This window comes from Brevundimonas fontaquae, assembly GCF_017086445.1.
Lineage (GTDB): Bacteria > Pseudomonadota > Alphaproteobacteria > Caulobacterales > Caulobacteraceae > Brevundimonas > Brevundimonas fontaquae.
The window spans coordinates 2,108,578-2,124,867 of record NZ_CP070968.1; the positions used below are offsets into that span (position 1 = coordinate 2,108,578).

At 65.5% G+C, this 16,290-nt stretch carries 15 protein-coding genes; 2 read left to right on the top strand and 13 right to left on the bottom strand.

Going from position 1 to position 16,290, the window contains the following annotated elements; translation table 11 throughout:
• Positions 1-9 precede the first annotated feature (9 nt).
• Positions 10-2,211, bottom strand: coding sequence for a DNA topoisomerase IV subunit A (gene parC, locus JX001_RS10350; RefSeq protein ID WP_205681007.1), 2,202 nt, complete (start codon positions 2,209-2,211; stop codon positions 10-12).
• Positions 2,212-2,344: 133 nt separating this feature from the next.
• Here parC and JX001_RS10355 point away from each other — a divergent pair, with 133 nt between their 5' ends.
• On the top strand, positions 2,345-4,075 hold the full coding sequence (locus JX001_RS10355) for a cytochrome c biogenesis protein DipZ (RefSeq protein ID WP_205681008.1): 1,731 nt from the start codon (positions 2,345-2,347) through the stop codon (positions 4,073-4,075).
• On the opposite strand, the gene recO is transcribed toward JX001_RS10355, so the two are convergent.
• Both recO and JX001_RS10365 read right to left on the bottom strand, forming a co-directional pair.
• Complete coding sequence (recO, locus tag JX001_RS10360) at positions 4,072-4,803, bottom strand: DNA repair protein RecO (RefSeq protein WP_205681009.1); 732 nt, start codon at positions 4,801-4,803, stop codon at positions 4,072-4,074. The genes JX001_RS10355 and recO overlap by 4 nt on opposite strands.
• 46 nt (positions 4,804-4,849) lie before the next feature.
• On the bottom strand, positions 4,850-5,332 hold the full coding sequence (locus JX001_RS10365; RefSeq protein WP_205681010.1) for a nuclear transport factor 2 family protein: 483 nt from the start codon (positions 5,330-5,332) through the stop codon (positions 4,850-4,852).
• 356 nt (positions 5,333-5,688) lie between these two features.
• Here JX001_RS10365 and scpC point away from each other — a divergent pair, with 356 nt between their 5' ends.
• Positions 5,689-7,203 (top strand): succinyl-CoA:acetate CoA-transferase ScpC, encoded by a 1,515-nt coding sequence (scpC, locus tag JX001_RS10370; RefSeq protein ID WP_205681011.1) that lies wholly within the window; start codon positions 5,689-5,691, stop codon positions 7,201-7,203.
• On the opposite strand, the gene JX001_RS10375 is transcribed toward scpC, so the two are convergent.
• The 10 genes from JX001_RS10375 to rpoZ form a co-directional block, all read right to left on the bottom strand.
• Positions 7,200-8,438, bottom strand: coding sequence for a serine hydrolase domain-containing protein (locus JX001_RS10375; RefSeq protein WP_241004609.1), 1,239 nt, complete (start codon positions 8,436-8,438; stop codon positions 7,200-7,202). The two genes, scpC and JX001_RS10375, sit on opposite strands and share 4 nt — an antisense overlap.
• A gap of 15 nt (positions 8,439-8,453) precedes the next feature.
• A complete protein-coding gene (gene era, locus JX001_RS10380; RefSeq protein ID WP_205681013.1) occupies positions 8,454-9,401 on the bottom strand; it encodes a GTPase Era in 948 nt (315 codons plus the stop codon).
• On the bottom strand, positions 9,398-10,108 hold the full coding sequence (gene rnc, locus JX001_RS10385) for a ribonuclease III (protein WP_205681014.1): 711 nt from the start codon (positions 10,106-10,108) through the stop codon (positions 9,398-9,400). The genes era and rnc overlap by 4 nt, the downstream gene beginning before the upstream one ends.
• Entirely contained in the window at positions 10,108-11,001 is an 894-nt protein-coding gene (gene lepB, locus JX001_RS10390; protein WP_091746762.1) for a signal peptidase I, read from the bottom strand. Before lepB ends, rnc begins: the two co-directional genes overlap by 1 nt.
• A 55-nt stretch (positions 11,002-11,056) precedes the next feature.
• On the bottom strand, positions 11,057-11,458 hold the full coding sequence (gene acpS / locus JX001_RS10395) for a holo-ACP synthase (protein WP_205681016.1): 402 nt from the start codon (positions 11,456-11,458) through the stop codon (positions 11,057-11,059).
• Positions 11,455-12,195 carry a pyridoxine 5'-phosphate synthase gene (locus tag JX001_RS10400; protein WP_205681017.1) on the bottom strand — a complete coding sequence of 247 codons (741 nt, stop codon included), beginning with the start codon at positions 12,193-12,195 and terminating at the stop codon, positions 11,455-11,457. The genes acpS and JX001_RS10400 overlap by 4 nt, the downstream gene beginning before the upstream one ends.
• Before the next feature lie 4 nt (positions 12,196-12,199).
• Positions 12,200-12,784, bottom strand: a complete 585-nt coding sequence (gene pyrE, locus JX001_RS10405; protein WP_205681018.1) for an orotate phosphoribosyltransferase — start codon at positions 12,782-12,784, stop codon at positions 12,200-12,202.
• A 50-nt stretch (positions 12,785-12,834) separates the two neighbouring features.
• Positions 12,835-13,593 (bottom strand): LOG family protein, encoded by a 759-nt coding sequence (locus JX001_RS10410; RefSeq protein ID WP_241004610.1) that lies wholly within the window; start codon positions 13,591-13,593, stop codon positions 12,835-12,837.
• Positions 13,590-15,659, bottom strand: coding sequence for a RelA/SpoT family protein (locus tag JX001_RS10415; RefSeq protein WP_066551498.1), 2,070 nt, complete (start codon positions 15,657-15,659; stop codon positions 13,590-13,592). Before JX001_RS10415 ends, JX001_RS10410 begins: the two co-directional genes overlap by 4 nt.
• A 224-nt stretch (positions 15,660-15,883) precedes the next feature.
• Positions 15,884-16,243: a DNA-directed RNA polymerase subunit omega gene (gene rpoZ / locus JX001_RS10420; RefSeq protein ID WP_017504892.1), complete on the bottom strand. Its 360-nt coding sequence runs from the start codon at positions 16,241-16,243 to the stop codon at positions 15,884-15,886.
• Positions 16,244-16,290: the final 47 nt, after the last annotated feature.

Below are 16,290 nucleotides of genomic sequence, written 5' to 3' on the forward strand. Positions count from 1 at the left end.
GCGGGCCGCCTATCTGAACTTCCGCAGGCCTCTTGGTCCCTGGCGACCGGCGCCGGCGCGTTTGCCAAGCCAGTCTTTCCAATCGGGCCAGTTGCGACGACGTCCGCCGCCATCGGCCCATTCCGGCCCGTTCTCGGCGTTGAAGACGGTGATGTCGGCGAGGCCGCCCTGTTTGAAGCTTTGCAGCTTTACGCCCTTGCCACGTCCCATTTCTGGCAATTCGGCGAGAGGGAAGATCAGCGTCTTGATGTTCTCGCCGATCGTCGCGACGTGATCACCGGTCACTCGCAGCACCGCCAGCATTTCGCCGTTCAGCACCTGTTTGCCGCCGCGCTTTTGCGCCAGGGTGTCGTCTTCTGGCGCGATGAAGCCGTATCCGGCCTTGGATGCGATCAGCAGCTTGCCGCCCGGCTGATGCGCCAGGACGTTGATGATCTCTGCTTTCTCGTCCAGATCGATCATCAGGCGCAGCGGCTCGCCATGGCCGCGTCCGGACGCCAGCTTGTCCGCGCCGATGGTGAAGATGCGTCCGTCCGACGCCGCCACCAGCAGCTTGTCGGTCGTATAAGCCGGGACGAGGTAGGCGAGTTGATCGCCTTCCTTGAACTTCAGCTCCGACGGATCCTCGACCTTGCCCTTGGCGGCGCGGATCCAGCCGCGTTCCGACAGTATGGCGGTGATCGCCTCGCGCGGAATGAAGGCCTCGGGTGCGACGAAGGCGGACGTATCCACCGCCTCGGCGATCGTGGTCCGTCGCGGAGAGATCAGCGCCTTGCGCACGGCCTCCAGTTCTTTGGAGATCGCCTTCCACTGCTTGCCTTCAGACGACGTCAGCGCCTTCAGGTTGGCAAGTTCTTCGGACAGGGCGTTGAATTCCTTCTCGATCGTCATCTCTTCCAGACGCGCCAACTGACGCAGTCGGGTGTCGAGGATGAAGTCGGCCTGAACCTCCGTCAGGCCGAAGCGCGCGATCAGGACAGCCTTGGGCTGCTCCTCTTCACGGACGATGCGGATCACTTCGTCCAGGTTGAGGAAGACGATGCGCAGGCCTTCCAGCAGATGCAGACGCTTCTCGACCCGCTCGATCCGCCATTGGGAACGGCGGTTCAGCACCTCGCGCCGATGATCCAGGAAGGCGCGCAGGCAGTCTTTCAGACCCATGACGCGCGGCGTGCCGCTGGCGTCCAGCACATTCATGTTGATCGGGAAGCGGACCTCCAGGTCGGACAGTTTAAACAGGCTTTCCATCAGCATTTCAGGCTCGATGGTGCGGTTCTTGGGCTCCAGGATCAGGCGGATGTCCTCGGCCGACTCGTCGCGTACATCGCCCAGCAGAGGCGCCTTCTTGTGCTCGATCAGGTCTGCCAGCGCCTCGATCAGTCGCGACTTCTGCACCTGATAGGGCATTTCGGTGACGATGATCCGCCACACGCCGCGCCCCAGATCCTCGGTTTCCCAGCGCGCGCGCAGGCGCACCCCGCCCCGCCCCGTTTCATATGCGTCCAGGATGGAGGCATGGCCTTCAACCGCAACGCCCCCGGTCGGGAAGTCGGGACCCGGCACATGCTGGACCAGGTCTTCGGTCGTCGTGTCCGGCCGTTCCAGCAGCAGCTGGCAGGCGTCGATCAGTTCGCCGACATTGTGCGGCGGGATCGAGGTGGCCATGCCGACTGCGATGCCGGACGAACCATTGGCCAGCAGATTCGGGAAGCCGGCGGGCAGGACGATCGGCTCTTCGTCCTGATCATCGTAGGTGGGCCGGAAATCAACAGCGTCCTGATCGATGCCGTCCAGCAGCAGAACCGCGGCCGGCGTCAGCTTGCACTCGGTATAGCGCATGGCCGCCGCGCTATCGCCGTCGATATTGCCGAAATTCCCCTGACCATCGACCAGCGGATAACGCTGGGCGAAATCCTGGGCCAGGCGCACCAGGGCCTCATAGATCGAGGCATCGCCGTGAGGGTGATATCCGCCCATCACCTCGCCGACAACCTTGGCGCATTTGCGCGCCGCAGCCTGCGGGTTCAGCCGCATCTGATGCATGGCGTAGAGGATGCGCCGGTGCACGGGCTTGAACCCGTCACGCACGTCCGGCAGCGCGCGGTTGGTGATGGTCGACAGGGCGTAGGCCAGATAGCGGCGGCTGAGCGCCGTCTCCATCGGCTCGTCGATGATGCGGCCGCCTTCCGGCGGCGGGGCGTGGATCGTCATGGCTCTGCGAATCGGGGATCGGAAGCGGGAAGTCTAGCCCGTGCCGCCGCAGATTGGGGGATAAGCGTGTTGCGGAGTCACCAAACCGCTCTGCCGTGCGTATGTGAGAGACACATCCTCGTCAGGCCGCGCCATGATCCTGTTCCTGCTGTCCTATCTCGCCGGCGTTCTGACTATCGTCAGTCCCTGCATCCTGCCGGTTCTGCCCTTCGTCTTCGCGCGGGCGGATCGGCCTTTCATCCGCAACGGTCTGCCGTTGTTGGTCGGGATGGCCGTGACCTTCGCGGGCGTGGCGACGCTGGCGGCGCTGGGCGGCGGCTGGGCGGTTCGAGCCAATGAGGTCGGGCGCTGGATCGCCCTGGCTGTGATGGCGGTGCTGGGCGTCAGCCTGCTGTTTCCGGCCATGGGCGATCGCCTGATGCGGCCTTTCGTGGCGGCGGGGTCTTGGCTGACCGATCGCGCCGAGCGTCAAGGGGGAGATCAGGGCGACGTGCGCTCATCCCTGCTGCTCGGCGTCGCGACAGGGCTGCTTTGGGCCCCGTGCGCCGGACCCATTCTGGGCGTGATCCTGACGGGCGCAGCGCTTCAGGGCGCAGGCGTCGGAACGACGGTTTTGCTGCTGGCTTATGCAGCGGGCGCAGCGACATCGCTGGGTCTGGCCCTGTTGGTCGGCGGTCGCGTGTTCAAGGCTATGAAGGGCGCGCTAGGCGTCGGCGAATGGGTAAGGCGCGGCCTGGGCGTTCTGGTGCTGATCGGCGTGGTCATCATCGGCCTGGGGGCGGATACAGGACTGCTGACCCGGATTTCGGCCGCCAGCACGGGCCGGATCGAACAGGCGCTGCTGGGCGGGATCGGGCGCGGCATGCCGACGAACCAGGCCCCGGCCGATCTGGCCAATCTGCCGGTCGAAGGGATGATGCCGCCGCTGATGGGCGCGACGACCTGGATCAACACCCCACCGCTCACGACCGAGCAGCTGAAGGGCAAGGTTGTGGTGGTCGATTTCTGGACCTACTCCTGCATCAACTGCATCCGCTCCATCCCCTACGTCCGCGCTTGGGCCGAGAAGTACAAGGACCAGGGTCTGGTGGTGATCGGCGTGCATACGCCCGAGTTCGCCTTCGAGAAATCCGAGGCCAACGTCCGCCAGAACGTCCAGCGCCTTGGCATCACCTATCCGGTCGCCATGGACAATGAGTTCGCCATCTGGCGGGCGTTCAAGAACCAGTACTGGCCCGCCCATTACTTCATCGACGCCAAGGGCCAGATCCGTCACCACCACTTCGGCGAAGGGGACTATGCGGGCTCCGAACGCGTGATCCAGCAACTTCTGAAGGAAGCGGGCGCCGCGAACGTCGCCAGCAGCGTCGTTACGGTCCAGGCGCAGGGCGCAGAGGCCGCCGCCGACATGGCCCAGGTCGCATCGCCGGAGACCTACGTCGGCTATGGCCGCGCCGAGAACTTCCGCTCGCCCGGCGGCTTGGCCAACGACGTAATCAAGGACTATGTCGCCGCGCCGCTGAAACTGAACGATTGGAGCCTGTCGGGCCGCTGGCGTGTGACGCGTGAGCATGCCGACCTGCAGACGGCCGGCGGCCGTATCGCCTTCCGCTTCAAGGCGCGCGATCTCCATCTGGTCATAGGCCCCAGTAAGCCGGGCGTCTCGGTTCGCTTCCGCGTCCGGATCGATGGCGCGGCGCCGGGCGCGAACGCCGGCAGCGACATCAACGCCCAGGGCCTCGGCCGGGTCGACGGCGAGCGACTGTACCAATTGGTGCGTCAGACGGGCGCGGTGCGCGAACGGACGTTCGAGATCGAGTTCCTGGATCCCGGCATTCAGGTCTTCGCCTTCACTTTCGGCTAGAGCCGACCGGCGTCGCCCAGCTTGTCCAGCATCCACACGCGTGCAGGCGGCAGGGGCTTGTTCTGCGGGTGGAAGACGAACTGCTCCAGGAAATGCCCCGTCAGGTCGAACCCGGCCCGGACGTCGCCCTCGATCAGACCGGATTGGGCGCCCAGCATGAAGGGCGGAAGGGGCAGCATCTTGTCTGCATAAGGAGCGCCGGCGTCACGACTGACCGCCCGGCCGGTGCGCGGGCTGACGTAGATCAAGTCGTCGGCCGTGCCAGTGGCGGCGCATTTCGACAGGTCCAGTCCAAAGCCCAGATCTTCCAAGAGGCCCGCCTCAAACCGCACGAAGATCGCAGGCCAGACCGCAGGCATTTCGAATGCCGCCATCAGCGCCTCGAACGCCAGAAAGACGCCAGGATGCGGTTCACGCTCCGGCAACGCGCCTTGGGTCACGCCTGCCGCCGCCGCCAGCCCTGTCAGCGCCAGTGCGTCGTCGAACAGGGCGCTGGGCCCCTCGCCTACCGGCTCCAGCCGCACCGCGCCGAGGTGATCCGAGGTGCGGGCGCGGTAATCGGCCACGACTCGCGCGCCCGCCTGCAGGAACGGCTTCATCTTGCGTGACGCTCCGCCCGCCACATAGGCAGAGCGCCTGCCGTGGTTCTCGGTCAGCAGATCAACCACGGCGCCCGTGTCGCCGTGGCTCCGCGCCGACAGGACGAACGCCTCTTCGTGGAAATCCATGGCCACGGCTTAGCGCGGCCCCACGAGGTTGGCCATACGTTCCGCCTCAATGCGCGGGCACCGCCTCACCTTTGATCAGGGCGACGACCGCATCGGCCTTCTCGTTCGGCACCGCGAGGCTCAGCACATACTGCTCGATTTTCCAGCCGTCATCGGTCAGGCGCATGACGCCCGAGCCGCGCGTCTCGCCGTAGGACGGGCTGGCTAGCTTCTCTTCGAACCAGGCGATGCAGCGGCAGTCGATCGGGGCGATGGTGATGGTTCGGGACGTCGCGGGAAACGACCAGGCGCTGTCGTGTTTGAACCACGGCTCGGCGAAGGCGCGGAACTGGGCCATCGTCCAGTGCTCGTTTGCGTCCGTACCGACGAAGCGCGCATCGGGGGCGAACAGGCTGAAATAGGCCGCTTCGTCGGCGGTGGATGAGGCCTGATTGAGGCGATCCAACACCGACGCCACCTGCGCCTCAGCGGTCGGGGCCGGCGTCGCGGCTTGCGACAGTGCCAGGGCGGCTATCAAGGCGGTGAACATGGCGATCTCCCTTCATCAGTCAGGAAGGTGCAGCTCCCACCGTCCCGCCGCAAGCGGCAATCGGGCGCCTAGTCTCCGCCTTTTAGAACGGCATAGGTTTCCGGCTTCAGCGGTCCCGGCCCGAGTTCCCAATAGACCCAGCTTTGCGCCGGCATGATAAGGGCTTCCATCGGCGGACCTTTTCGCAGGCTTCCCGCTGACAGATGCTCGCATCCTGCGTTCCCGCCTTGATCAAGATCATGGACGGCGTGCATGGCCTCGACCAAGGTCGAATGGATCACCGTCGTCGCCCGGCCTAGCCCGGACCGGAAGTCGCGTCGCCCGAAGGCCCTCCCCGGCCGCAGCCCACAGTCACCATGTCATCGCGCATTCGCAGCCAAGCCCTGAAATCCAAGGTCATGTCGGCCCACGACGCCGCCGCTTTGATCCCCCCCGGCTCGACCGTCGGCATGAGCGGCTTCACTGGATCGGGCTATCCCAAGGCTGTGCCGCCCCAGCTGGCCCAGCGGATCGAGGACGCCCACGCCGCCGGGGACGCCTTTCGCCTAAATCTGTGGACCGGCGCCTCGACAGGGCCGGAGCTGGACGGCGCCTTGGCCAAGGCCGACGGAATCGAACTGCGTCTGCCCTACAACTCCGACCCCATCGCGCGCGACAAGATCAACTCGGGCCAGATGGACTACCTCGACATGCACCTCAGCCAGCTGGCGCCCGCTGTCTGGCAGGGCGTGCTGGGGCCGCTGGATACGGCGGTGATCGAAGTGTCGGCGGTCAATGACGACGGTTCGCTGGTGCCATCATCGTCCATCGGCAACAACAAGACTTGGCTCGACCGCGCCGACCGCGTGATCTTGGAGGTCAACCGCTGGCAGAACGCTGCGCTGGAGGGCATGCACGACATCTACTATGGCACCGCCCTGCCGCCCGATCGCGTGCCCATTCCTCTGACCCGGCCCGACCAGCTGATCGGCCAGCCCAGCCTGCGTTGCGACCCCGACAAGATCGTCGCCATCGTCGAGACGGATGCACCGGACCGCAACCTGCCCTTCGCCGCGCCGGACGCCACCGCGCGCGCCATCGCCGCCCATCTGATCGAATTCCTGAAGCACGAGGTGAAGGTCGAACGCCTGCCCGCCGCCCTGTTGCCGCTGCAATCCGGTGTCGGCAATGTCGCCAATGCCGTGCTGGCCGGCCTGATGGACAGTCCGTTCGAACGGATGGCCGCCTACACCGAAGTCATCCAGGACGGGATGTTGGACCTGCTGGACGCGGGCAAACTGACGGTCGCCTCGGCCACCGCCTTTTCACTCAGCCCCGAGGCGGCGGCGGATCTCAATGGGCGAATGGCCGAGTTCCAGGGCAAGATCATCCTGCGCCCGCAGGAAATCTCGAACCACCCGGAGCTGATCCGTCGCCTGGGCTGCATCGCCATGAACGGACTGATCGAGGCCGACATCTATGGCAACGTCAACTCGACCCAGGTCATGGGATCGCGCATCCAGAACGGCATCGGAGGATCGGGCGACTTCGCGCGCAACGCCTTCATTTCCTGCTTCGTTACGCCCTCGACGGCCAAGGGCGGCAAGATTTCCGCGATCGTGCCCATGGCCAGCCATGTCGATCACATCACACAGGACGTGCAGGTGCTGGTCACCGAACAGGGTCTGGCCGATCTGCGCGGCCTTTCGCCCAAGCAGCGCGCCAGGGTCATCATCGCCAACTGCGCCCATCCCGACTATCGCGATGCCCTAGTCGATTACTATGCACGGGCGCTGAAGGGATCGTACGGCTTGCAGTCCCCGCACCTGCTGGACGAGGCCCTGTCCTGGCACCAACGCTTCATCGAGACGGGCTCGATGAAGCCGATCTAGCGCGCCAGCGTCGTCGGAAACTCGTGGCCCAAGGCCTCGGCCATCGCCTGCTGACTGATCAGGAAGACCTGATCACGCAGGTGATAGTTGTTGGACAGGACGATAACCGTCACGTCGGCGTCCGGCTGATAGAGCATCAGATTGCGGAACCCGCCCCAACTGCCCGTATGATAGATCTGGCGGTCCTGGAAGCTGGGTCGCACCTGATCGCCCAGGCGATTGGCGAAGATGCCGAAACCCCAATCCCGACGCGGATGGCTGCGCTCGTTCGGCTTGGTGTCGGCCGGCGCGTGGTCAGCCAGCATCTGCTGATAGCTGGCGGGGGTCAGCAGGCCGCCGCGGTGCAGCGCCCTTTGCCAGACCAGCAGATCGTCCAGTGTCGAATAGACCGCGCCGGCGCCCGCCACGATAGAGGTGTTGGCGTTCGGCTGGGCCGCCAGACCGCCGGGGAAGTTGGCGTAGCCCATGATGACGCCGTGATCGCCGCCATCGAGATCAAGACCGCTATCCTTCATGCCGAGAGGCTTGAAGAAGGTCTCGCGCATATAGGTCTGGAAGGGCTTGCCGCTGGCCTTTTCGACGATGGCGGCGGCCAGATTGAAACCGGCGTTGTCGTACCGGACTTTGGCGCCCGGCTCGAACTGAAGACCGAAGCGCTTTGAATCTTCGGTCAGTTCGTCCAGCGTCGCCGGGGTCGTGCGGCGCATGCCCCAGCCGGGCCGCGCCATCAGGTCGGGAATGCCCGAGGTGTGCGAGAGCAGATGGCTGATGCGCATCGGCGCCCAGGCCTGCGGACAGGGCTGTATCCATTTGCAGACCGGATCGGAGACGTTCAGCTTGCCCTCGTCCTGAAGCTTCAGGATCGCCGTCGCCGTGAACTGTTTGGAGATCGAGGCCAGGCGAAAGCGCGAGCCCAGCGCCAGCGGCTGATTCTGCTCGTAGTTGGCCTTGCCATAGACCTGGCGGAACAGGACCTTGTCGCCCTTGGCCACCAAAACCGCGCCCATGAAACGTCCTGACGCGGCTTCGCGATCCAGGCGCGCGGCCAGTTGCGGCAGGTCCTGAACCACGACCACGGGTGGTCGCGGCGGCGCATCTGCGCGCTCGGTCGCCAGTTCCACATCGGTCTTGGGCGCCACGGCCGTGGCGATCCCGCCCCAGACCGCGCCGCCGAGGATCAGCGCCCCAAGGACGCCCAGAACGAGCCGGGGATGCCCCCCGGCGGTACGCGGCACATCAAACACAGGAACTCAGACGTCGAAATCCAGACCGAACTGGGCATAGAGGGCGCGGCTGTCCTGCCACTTCGGATCGACCTTGACGGTCAGGAAGAGGTGGACCTGGCGGCCCAGGATTTCGTTCAGCTCCTCGCGCGCCTTCTGGCCGATCCATTTCAGGGTCTGGCCGCCCTTCCCGAGAACGATGGGCCGCTGGCTCTCGCGCTCGACATAGATGGTCTGTTCGATCCGGGCCGAGCCGTCGGGGCGATCCTCGAAACTGGTGGTCTCCACCGCCGCCGAATAGGGCAACTCCTCGTGGACGCGCAGATAGACCTTCTCGCGCGTGATTTCGGCGGCCAGAACCCGGACCGGCACGTCGGCCGCCTGGTCCTCGGGATACAGCCACGGCCCCTTGGGCATGGACAGGGCCAGACGCTGCTTCAAGTCCTCGACGCCGTCGCCATTGGCCGCCGAGATCATATAGACCTCGGAATAGACGCCGCTTTCGAACAGCGTCTGCGACAGCGCCAGCAGGGTATCGCGGCGCATGCCGTCGATCTTGTTCAGCGCCAGAACAACCTTGGTCCCGGTGGCCTGCAGGTTGGCGATGATGGTCTCGGTGTCCTCGGCCGAGCGACGATCGGCCGCCGTGCCCTCCCGGCCATCGGCGTTGATGTGGGACTGGGCGTCGATCAGGTGAACGACGATGTCCGCATCTTCCGCGCCGCCCCAGGCTGAGGCGACCATGGCCCGGTCCAGACGACGGCGCGGGGTGAAGATGCCGGGCGTGTCGACCAGCACGATCTGGGCGTCGCCTTCCATAGCGATGCCGCGCACGGGGAAGCGCGTCGTCTGCACCTTTTGCGTAACGATCGAGACCTTGGACCCGGTCAGCCGGTTCACCAGCGTGGACTTGCCGGCGTTGGGTGCGCCGATGATGGCGGCAAAGCCTGCGCGCTGGTTTTCGATATCGGTCAAATGACGCCTTCACGTTTGAGGAGAGCCGTTGCGGCCGCCTTCTCCGCCTCCTGACGCGAACGCCCTTGTGCGGTCAAGGGCTGCACGTCCTGCACTGACACTTCGACGGTGAATGTCGGCGCATGATCCGAACCCGTTCGATCGGCGATGCGATAGGTCGGCAGCGGCCTGCCCTGGCCCTGCGCCCATTCCTGAAGCGCCGATTTGGGATTGGTCACTGTGCGGGACGGCGGCGCCGACAGTTCGTCGGACCAGGCCCGTTCGAACAGGGCCTTGGCGGCATCCAGCCCGCCGTCCAGATAGACGGCCGCCAATATGGCCTCGACCGCATCGGCGATGACGCCGGCCTTGCGGCGCCCGCCAGTCTTGGTCTCGCCGGGCGAGAGCCGCAGCGCAGGACCCACGCCAAGCGCCTCACCGACGCGGGCGCAGGCCCCCTTGTCAACCAGGGCATGCAGCCTCGACGACAGCTGGCCCTCGTCCGCCGTCGGAAACTGAGCCGACAGGCGCTCGGCGACCAGCAGACCCAGCACCCGGTCGCCCAGAAACTCCAGCCGCTCATTGTCGCGTGGACCGTGGATGCCGACCGGCGCCCCCTCGCCCACGCTGGCATGTGTCAGGGCGCGCTCCAGCAGGGCCTTGTCGTTGAACCTGTGTCCCAGGCGCGTTTCCAGCGCCACGACCGCTTCGGCTCTCAGATTGGCCATCAGTGCAGAACGTTGAAGAACCGGTCGAGCCGCACGTTGAACCAGCTGACCGGGTTCCACAGCGACGAACCGGGCTTCCACGAGAACAGGATGATCTGCGCCTTGCCGACCAGGTTCTCGGCCGGGACCATGCCCACGCCGCTGGACTGTTCGACGCGGCTGTCGATCGAGTTGTCGCGGTTGTCGCCCATCATGAAGTAGTGGCCGGCCGGGACTTCATAGACCGGGGTGTCGTCCAGGTCGTTTCCGGGACCGAAGTCCTGGGTCATGAAGCTCTTGCCTTCCGGCAGGGTCTCGCGGACCTCGGTCACCGGGCGTGGGCCGAAGATGTCGTTGATCTCCTGCTCGCTGACCACGACGTCCTGCACGGGCTTGTCGTTGATATACAGTTTGTTGGCGATCATCTGGATGCGGTCGCCGGGCAGGCCGATCACGCGCTTGATGAAGTCGGTCTTGTTGTCGCGCGGAAGCTTGAACACGACGATGTCGCCGCGCTTGGGCGCCGAACCCATGATCCGGCCGTCGAACAGCGGCGGGCTGAACGGGATCGAGTGCTTGGAGAAGCCATACGACCACTTGGAGACGACGATATAGTCGCCTTCGTAGAGGTTCGGCTCCATCGAGGCCGACGGGATGGTGAAGGGCTGGAACAGGAAGATGCGCAGCACCATCGCGATCAGCAGGGCGAAGACGATGGTCTTGAAGATTTCGCCGGTTTCGCTGGCCGCCGAGGTCGCCTTGTCACCGCCCTTGGGCGTCTTGGCATAGACCTTCTGGGTCGCCGTCGTCGGCTCCTGCACCGACTTGACCGGAGCGTCCGCCTCCGAGGCCGCAAATCGTTCTTCGGGGGTGGCGTCGCGATTGGCGTCGTCGGGCTTTTGGTCTTCGCTCATGCGATCAGGCATCCTCGCCGCGTCCGCGCGGTCATCGCGCACGCCTATAACCTGATTACGACTGCGGCAAGGCTTCGATCACCACGAAGGCGAGCGCATAGGGATGTTCGTCGCTCAGCGTCAGGTGGATTTTCGCCTCGTGTCCGGGCGGCGTCAGACGCGACAGATGCTCACCCGCGTGGCCGGTTAGCGTCATCGTCGGCTGACCCGTACGCAGGTTCACCACCCCCATGTCGCGCCAATAGACATCGGCCCGCATGCCTGTGCCCAAGGCCTTGGCGCAGGCCTCCTTGGCGGCGAACCGTTTGGCGTAGCTCCAGGCCGGGTCGGGCTTCCGGTCTGAGCGGGTGCGTTCCAACTCGGTGAAGCAGCGGGTCTTGAAACGATCGCCGAACCGATCCAGCGACGCCTGGATGCGTCGGATGTCAGACAAATCTGCGCCGACGCCGATGATCATTTCGCCGCATCCATCGCCGCTCGCATCCGGCGGATCGCCCCGTCCAGGCCGATGAAGATCGAGTCGCCGATCAGGAAATGGCCGATGTTCAGCTCGCGGATTTCCGGGATCGCCAGCATGCGCGGAGCCGTGTCGTAATCCAGCCCGTGGCCTGCATGGACCTCCAGCCCCAGGATGTCGGCCTGGGCTGCGGCTGCGGCGAGGCGTTCGAACTCGACCTCTCGCTCTGCCGGATCGGTCAGATGGCAGTAGCGGCCGGTGTGGAATTCGACCACTTGGGCGCCCACGGCGGCGGCGGCCTCGACCTGCGCTTCGGTCGGTTCGATGAAGAGCGAGACCCGGATGCCGGCGTCCGCCAGCGCCTTCACCACAGGCGTGATGCGCGCCTCCTGTCCGGCGACCGCCAGACCGCCTTCGGTCGTGACCTCCTCGCGCCGCTCGGGCACCAGACAGGCGGCGTGCGGCCGGTGGCGCAGGGCGATGGCCAGCATCTCGTCCGTCACCGCCATTTCCAGATTCAGCGGCTTGCCAGCGCGGGAGCAAAGAGCGCTAAGCACGTCGATATCGGCGTCGGTGATGTGGCGGCGATCTTCGCGCAGGTGAGCGGTGATTCCGTCAGCCCCGGCAGCCAGCGCCGCCTCGGCCGCGCGCGCAGGATCGGGATGCGTCCCTCCCCGCGCATTTCGCACCGTGGCGACATGGTCAATGTTGACGCCCAGCCTGACCTGTTCGCGCATGGCTCTACTTCGACAATCTGCGGCTGCCCGGATCTTCCACCGGAAGCGCGGCCAGTTCAGGCGGAAGAGCGTCGGCTGGGTAAGCGGGCACGTCCAGCGACGCCAAGGCGACCAGCGGCACGCCCACATCCGCCTTGCCGCCCGAGCGATCGACGATACAGGCGGCGGCGATCACCTCGCCCCCGGCGGCTTGGATGGCGGCGATGCATTCGCGCGACGACAGCCCGGTCGTGACGATATCCTCGACCATGACGACCTTTTCGCCCGGCTCGACCGAGAAGCCGCGACGCAGTTTGAAATCCCCGCCCTCGCGCTCGACATACATCGAACGGACCTTCAGGTGTTTGGCCGTCTCGTAACCGGGGATGATGCCGCCTACAGCCGGCGAGATGGCGACATCGACCGGGCCAACCGTGGCCGTGATCTTGTCCGCCAGCGCCTTGCACAGCCGCTCGCATCGCGCGCCGTCCATGAAGACCAGGTTTTTCTGCAGGAAGACCGAGCTGTGCAGACCCGACGACAGGACGAAATGGCCTTCGCGCAGGGCGCCGGCGTCGCGAAATTCGTTGAGGACGTCTTCAGTGTTCATGACAGGGTTCTAGACCCGGATCGCGCGCGGATGAACCCTGCGGCGACGCTTCATTCGATGTTTTCGTTCGGCCGCAGCCCGCGCGAGAGCAGTTCCGCCCAGACGCCCTCCGCGTCCTCGGCAAAACCGATCAGGTCCAAGTCGGAGGCCGCGATCATTCCATGTTCGACCAGAGCGTCGAAACCGATCACCGAGGTCCAGTAGGCCTTGTCCACCACAACGACCGGAACCGGCGGCGCCTTCTTCGTCTGGCGCAAGGTCAGCATCTCGAACATCTCGTCGAAGGTGCCGAAGCCGCCGGGAAACACCACCAGCGCATTGGCGCGCATCGCCAGATGCATCTTCCGCATCGCGAAATAGTGGAAGCGGAACGTCAGCTCCGGCGTCGAATAGGCGTTCGGCTCCTGCTCATGCGGCAGGGTGATGTTGAAACCGACGGACGGCGCGCCCGCGTCCATGGCCCCGCGGTTGGCCGCTTCCATGATGCCGGGGCCGCCGCCGGTGGCGATGACATTGTCGCGGGGTTCGCCGACGCGACCTCGCAGGGCTCCGCCCCGCTCGGACGCTAGTCGACCAAAGGCGCGCGCCTCGTCATACCAACGGTGGCCTTCACGGACGCGCGCGCTGCCGAAGACCACGAGGGTCGAGCGCACGCCCCAGGCCCTCAACGCCTCCTCAGGCTTGGCGTATTCCATCAAGAACCGCACGCCGCGCATCGAATCGCCCAGCAGGAAGTCCTGATCCATCGCCGCCATGCGATAGGACGGCGAGGCCATCTGCGCCGCGTTTGGCTTTATAGGGTCGCTCATTCCCCCCGCGCACGCTCGACGGAATCGACCGACGGATTGGCCCTCAGCGCCGCCATGATCATGGTGGCATGCTTGGCGTCTTCGACCTCGACATCCACGTCCACGTCGAAGAAGTCCTGCTGACGGTGCGCCATCGACAGGTTGATGATGTTGCCGCCGGCCTCGCCGATCAGGGTCGTGACCTGACCCAGTACGCCCGGCGCATTGCGGATCGTCGCGCGAATACGAGCGGCGGCGACCGCGTCCGTCTCGGCCTGAGGCGTCCATTGCAAGTCATGCCAGACCGAATCGTCATCGGCGAAGGCGGCCAGGGTCTGGCAATCGATGGTGTGGACGGTCAGGCCGGATTCGGGCTCCAGAATGCCGACGATCCGGTCGCCCGGAACGGGCGTGCAGCATTGACCGAAGTGTACCGACACGCCGGGAGTCAGCCCCCCGCCGCGCACGAACAGCCGCGCCTTCTCGCCCTCGATGCGCTGCTTCTCGGGCCCGGCCTTCAGCCGCCCCTTCAGCGCGGGGAACAGGATTTCGGCCGCCGTCGTCGGCGATAACCGCCCGCGACCCAGGCCTTCAAACAGATCGTCGTCACTCGCGACCGCCAGCAGTTCCAGAACTGGCTTCAGCGACACGTCGGTCAGGGCCTTGTCGACCCGGCCCAGGGTTTGATCCAGCGCGACGCGACCCAGCTTGATGAACTCTTCGCGCTCGGAGGTGCGGATATGACGGCGAATGGCGGAACGCGCGCGGCCCGTGACCGTCAGACTGCGCCAGTCGGCAGGCACTTCGCGCTTGGAGCCGCGGATGATCTCGACCACGTCGCCGTTCTGGAGCGGCGTGCGCATGGGCTTCAACTCCCCATTGACCTTGACGCCGACGGCCGTGTCGCCGACCTCGGTGTGGACGGCATAGGCGAAGTCCAGAGGCATTCCCCCGCGAGGCAGGGTGACCAGTTGCCCCTTCGGCGTGAAGACGAAAACCTGGTCCAGATACATTTCCAGCTTGGCGTGCTCGACCCAGTCCTCGCCGCCCTCGCCGTGCTCGATCACCTGAACCAAGTGTCGCAGGTTCTGAAGCGGGTCACGCCCGCCGCCCTGTTCCATCGCCTCGCGGTCGAAGCCGTAGGAATGGTTCTTGTAACGCCAGTGGGCGGCGACCCCGTCCTCGGCGATCCGGTCCATGTCCTCGGTGCGGATTTGCATCTCGATCCGCAGGCCCCGGGGGCCGACGACGGTCGTGTGCAACGAGCGATAGTTGTTCGACTTAGGCGTCGAGATGAAATCCTTGAACCGCTCGGGCACCATCGGCCATTCGCGGTGGATCACACCCAGCGCGCGATAGCAGTCGTCCTCCGCCTCGACGATAACGCGGAAGCCGTAAATGTCCGACAGGGACGAAAAGCCGACCGACTTGCGCTGAAGTTTGCGCCAGATCGAATAGGGCGTCTTCTGTCGGCCATAGACATTGGCCTTCAGACCCGCCTCGGACAGGACCCGCTCGACCTCGCTCGCCACGCCGTCGATGGCGCGGCCATGCTCCAGCTTCAACGCCTCCAGCCGCCGCTCGATGGCGGTCTTGGCCGTTGGATTCAGATGGGTGAAAGCCAGTTCTTCCAGCTCGGACGCGATCGAGTGGATGCCAATCGACCGGCCCAGGGGCGCATAGACTTCCAACGTTTCGCGGCTGATCCGCTCGCGCTTCTCAGGCTTCACGAACTGGAGCGTGCGCATATTGTGCAGACGGTCGGCCAGCTTGACCAGCAGCACGCGCACGTCCCGGCTGATGGCCAGAATGAACTTGCGCAGGTTCTCGGCCTGGCGCGTGTGTTCGGCCTGAAGCTCCAGCCGCGACAGCTTGGTCACGCCCTCGACCAGGACCGCGACCTCTTCACCGAACATGCCGGCGATGTCGTCGCGCGTCGCCGAAGTGTCCTCGACCACGTCATGCAACAGGGCGGTGACGATGGTGGCAGTGTCGAGCTTGTAGTCGGTCAGTATGCCCGCGACCTGAATCGGGTGGGCGAAATAGGGATCGCCCGAGGCTCGCAACTGCGAACCGTGCATCTTCATCGCATAGACGTAGGCGCGGTTGAGAAGCGCTTCGTCGGCGGTAGGGTCGTAGGCCTTGACCGCCTCGATCAGCTCGAACTGGCGCAGGATCGGCGCGCGCTTGGGCTTCGGCGCCGGATCGACGAGCGCCGTCTGAGGGTCGTTTTTGTTTGCAGCTTGGGGCGCCGGCGGAACCGTCTCGGTCCGCGCCGGCAGGATAGTGACGCCAGGGGCTCCCTCGGGCGTCAGTACCGCTCCTCCTGACCGCCGTCGCGGTCGCTTTGCAGGGCGCGGATCAGTTCCGCCTCGGCCATGTTCATGTGCTGCGGCGAGGCCAGCAGGGCGACCGTTTCGGCCTCATCCTCGGCTTCCGTCCGCTCATCGACGCGTTGCAGCGTGGTGATGATGGTTTCGCGCAGTTCGTCCGGCACGACGGTGTCGTCGGCGATTTCGCGCAAGGCGACGACAGGATTCTTGTCGTTGTCGCGGTCGATCGTCAGGGCGGCGCCGTTGGCGATGCTGCGGGCGCGGTGGCCAGCCATCAGCACCAGACCAAAGCGGTTCGGAACCTTCTCGATGCAGTCTTCGACGGTGACGCGGGCCATGAAATTCCTCGAACGCGGGGGAGAACCGCGTCAAATACAGATGAGGA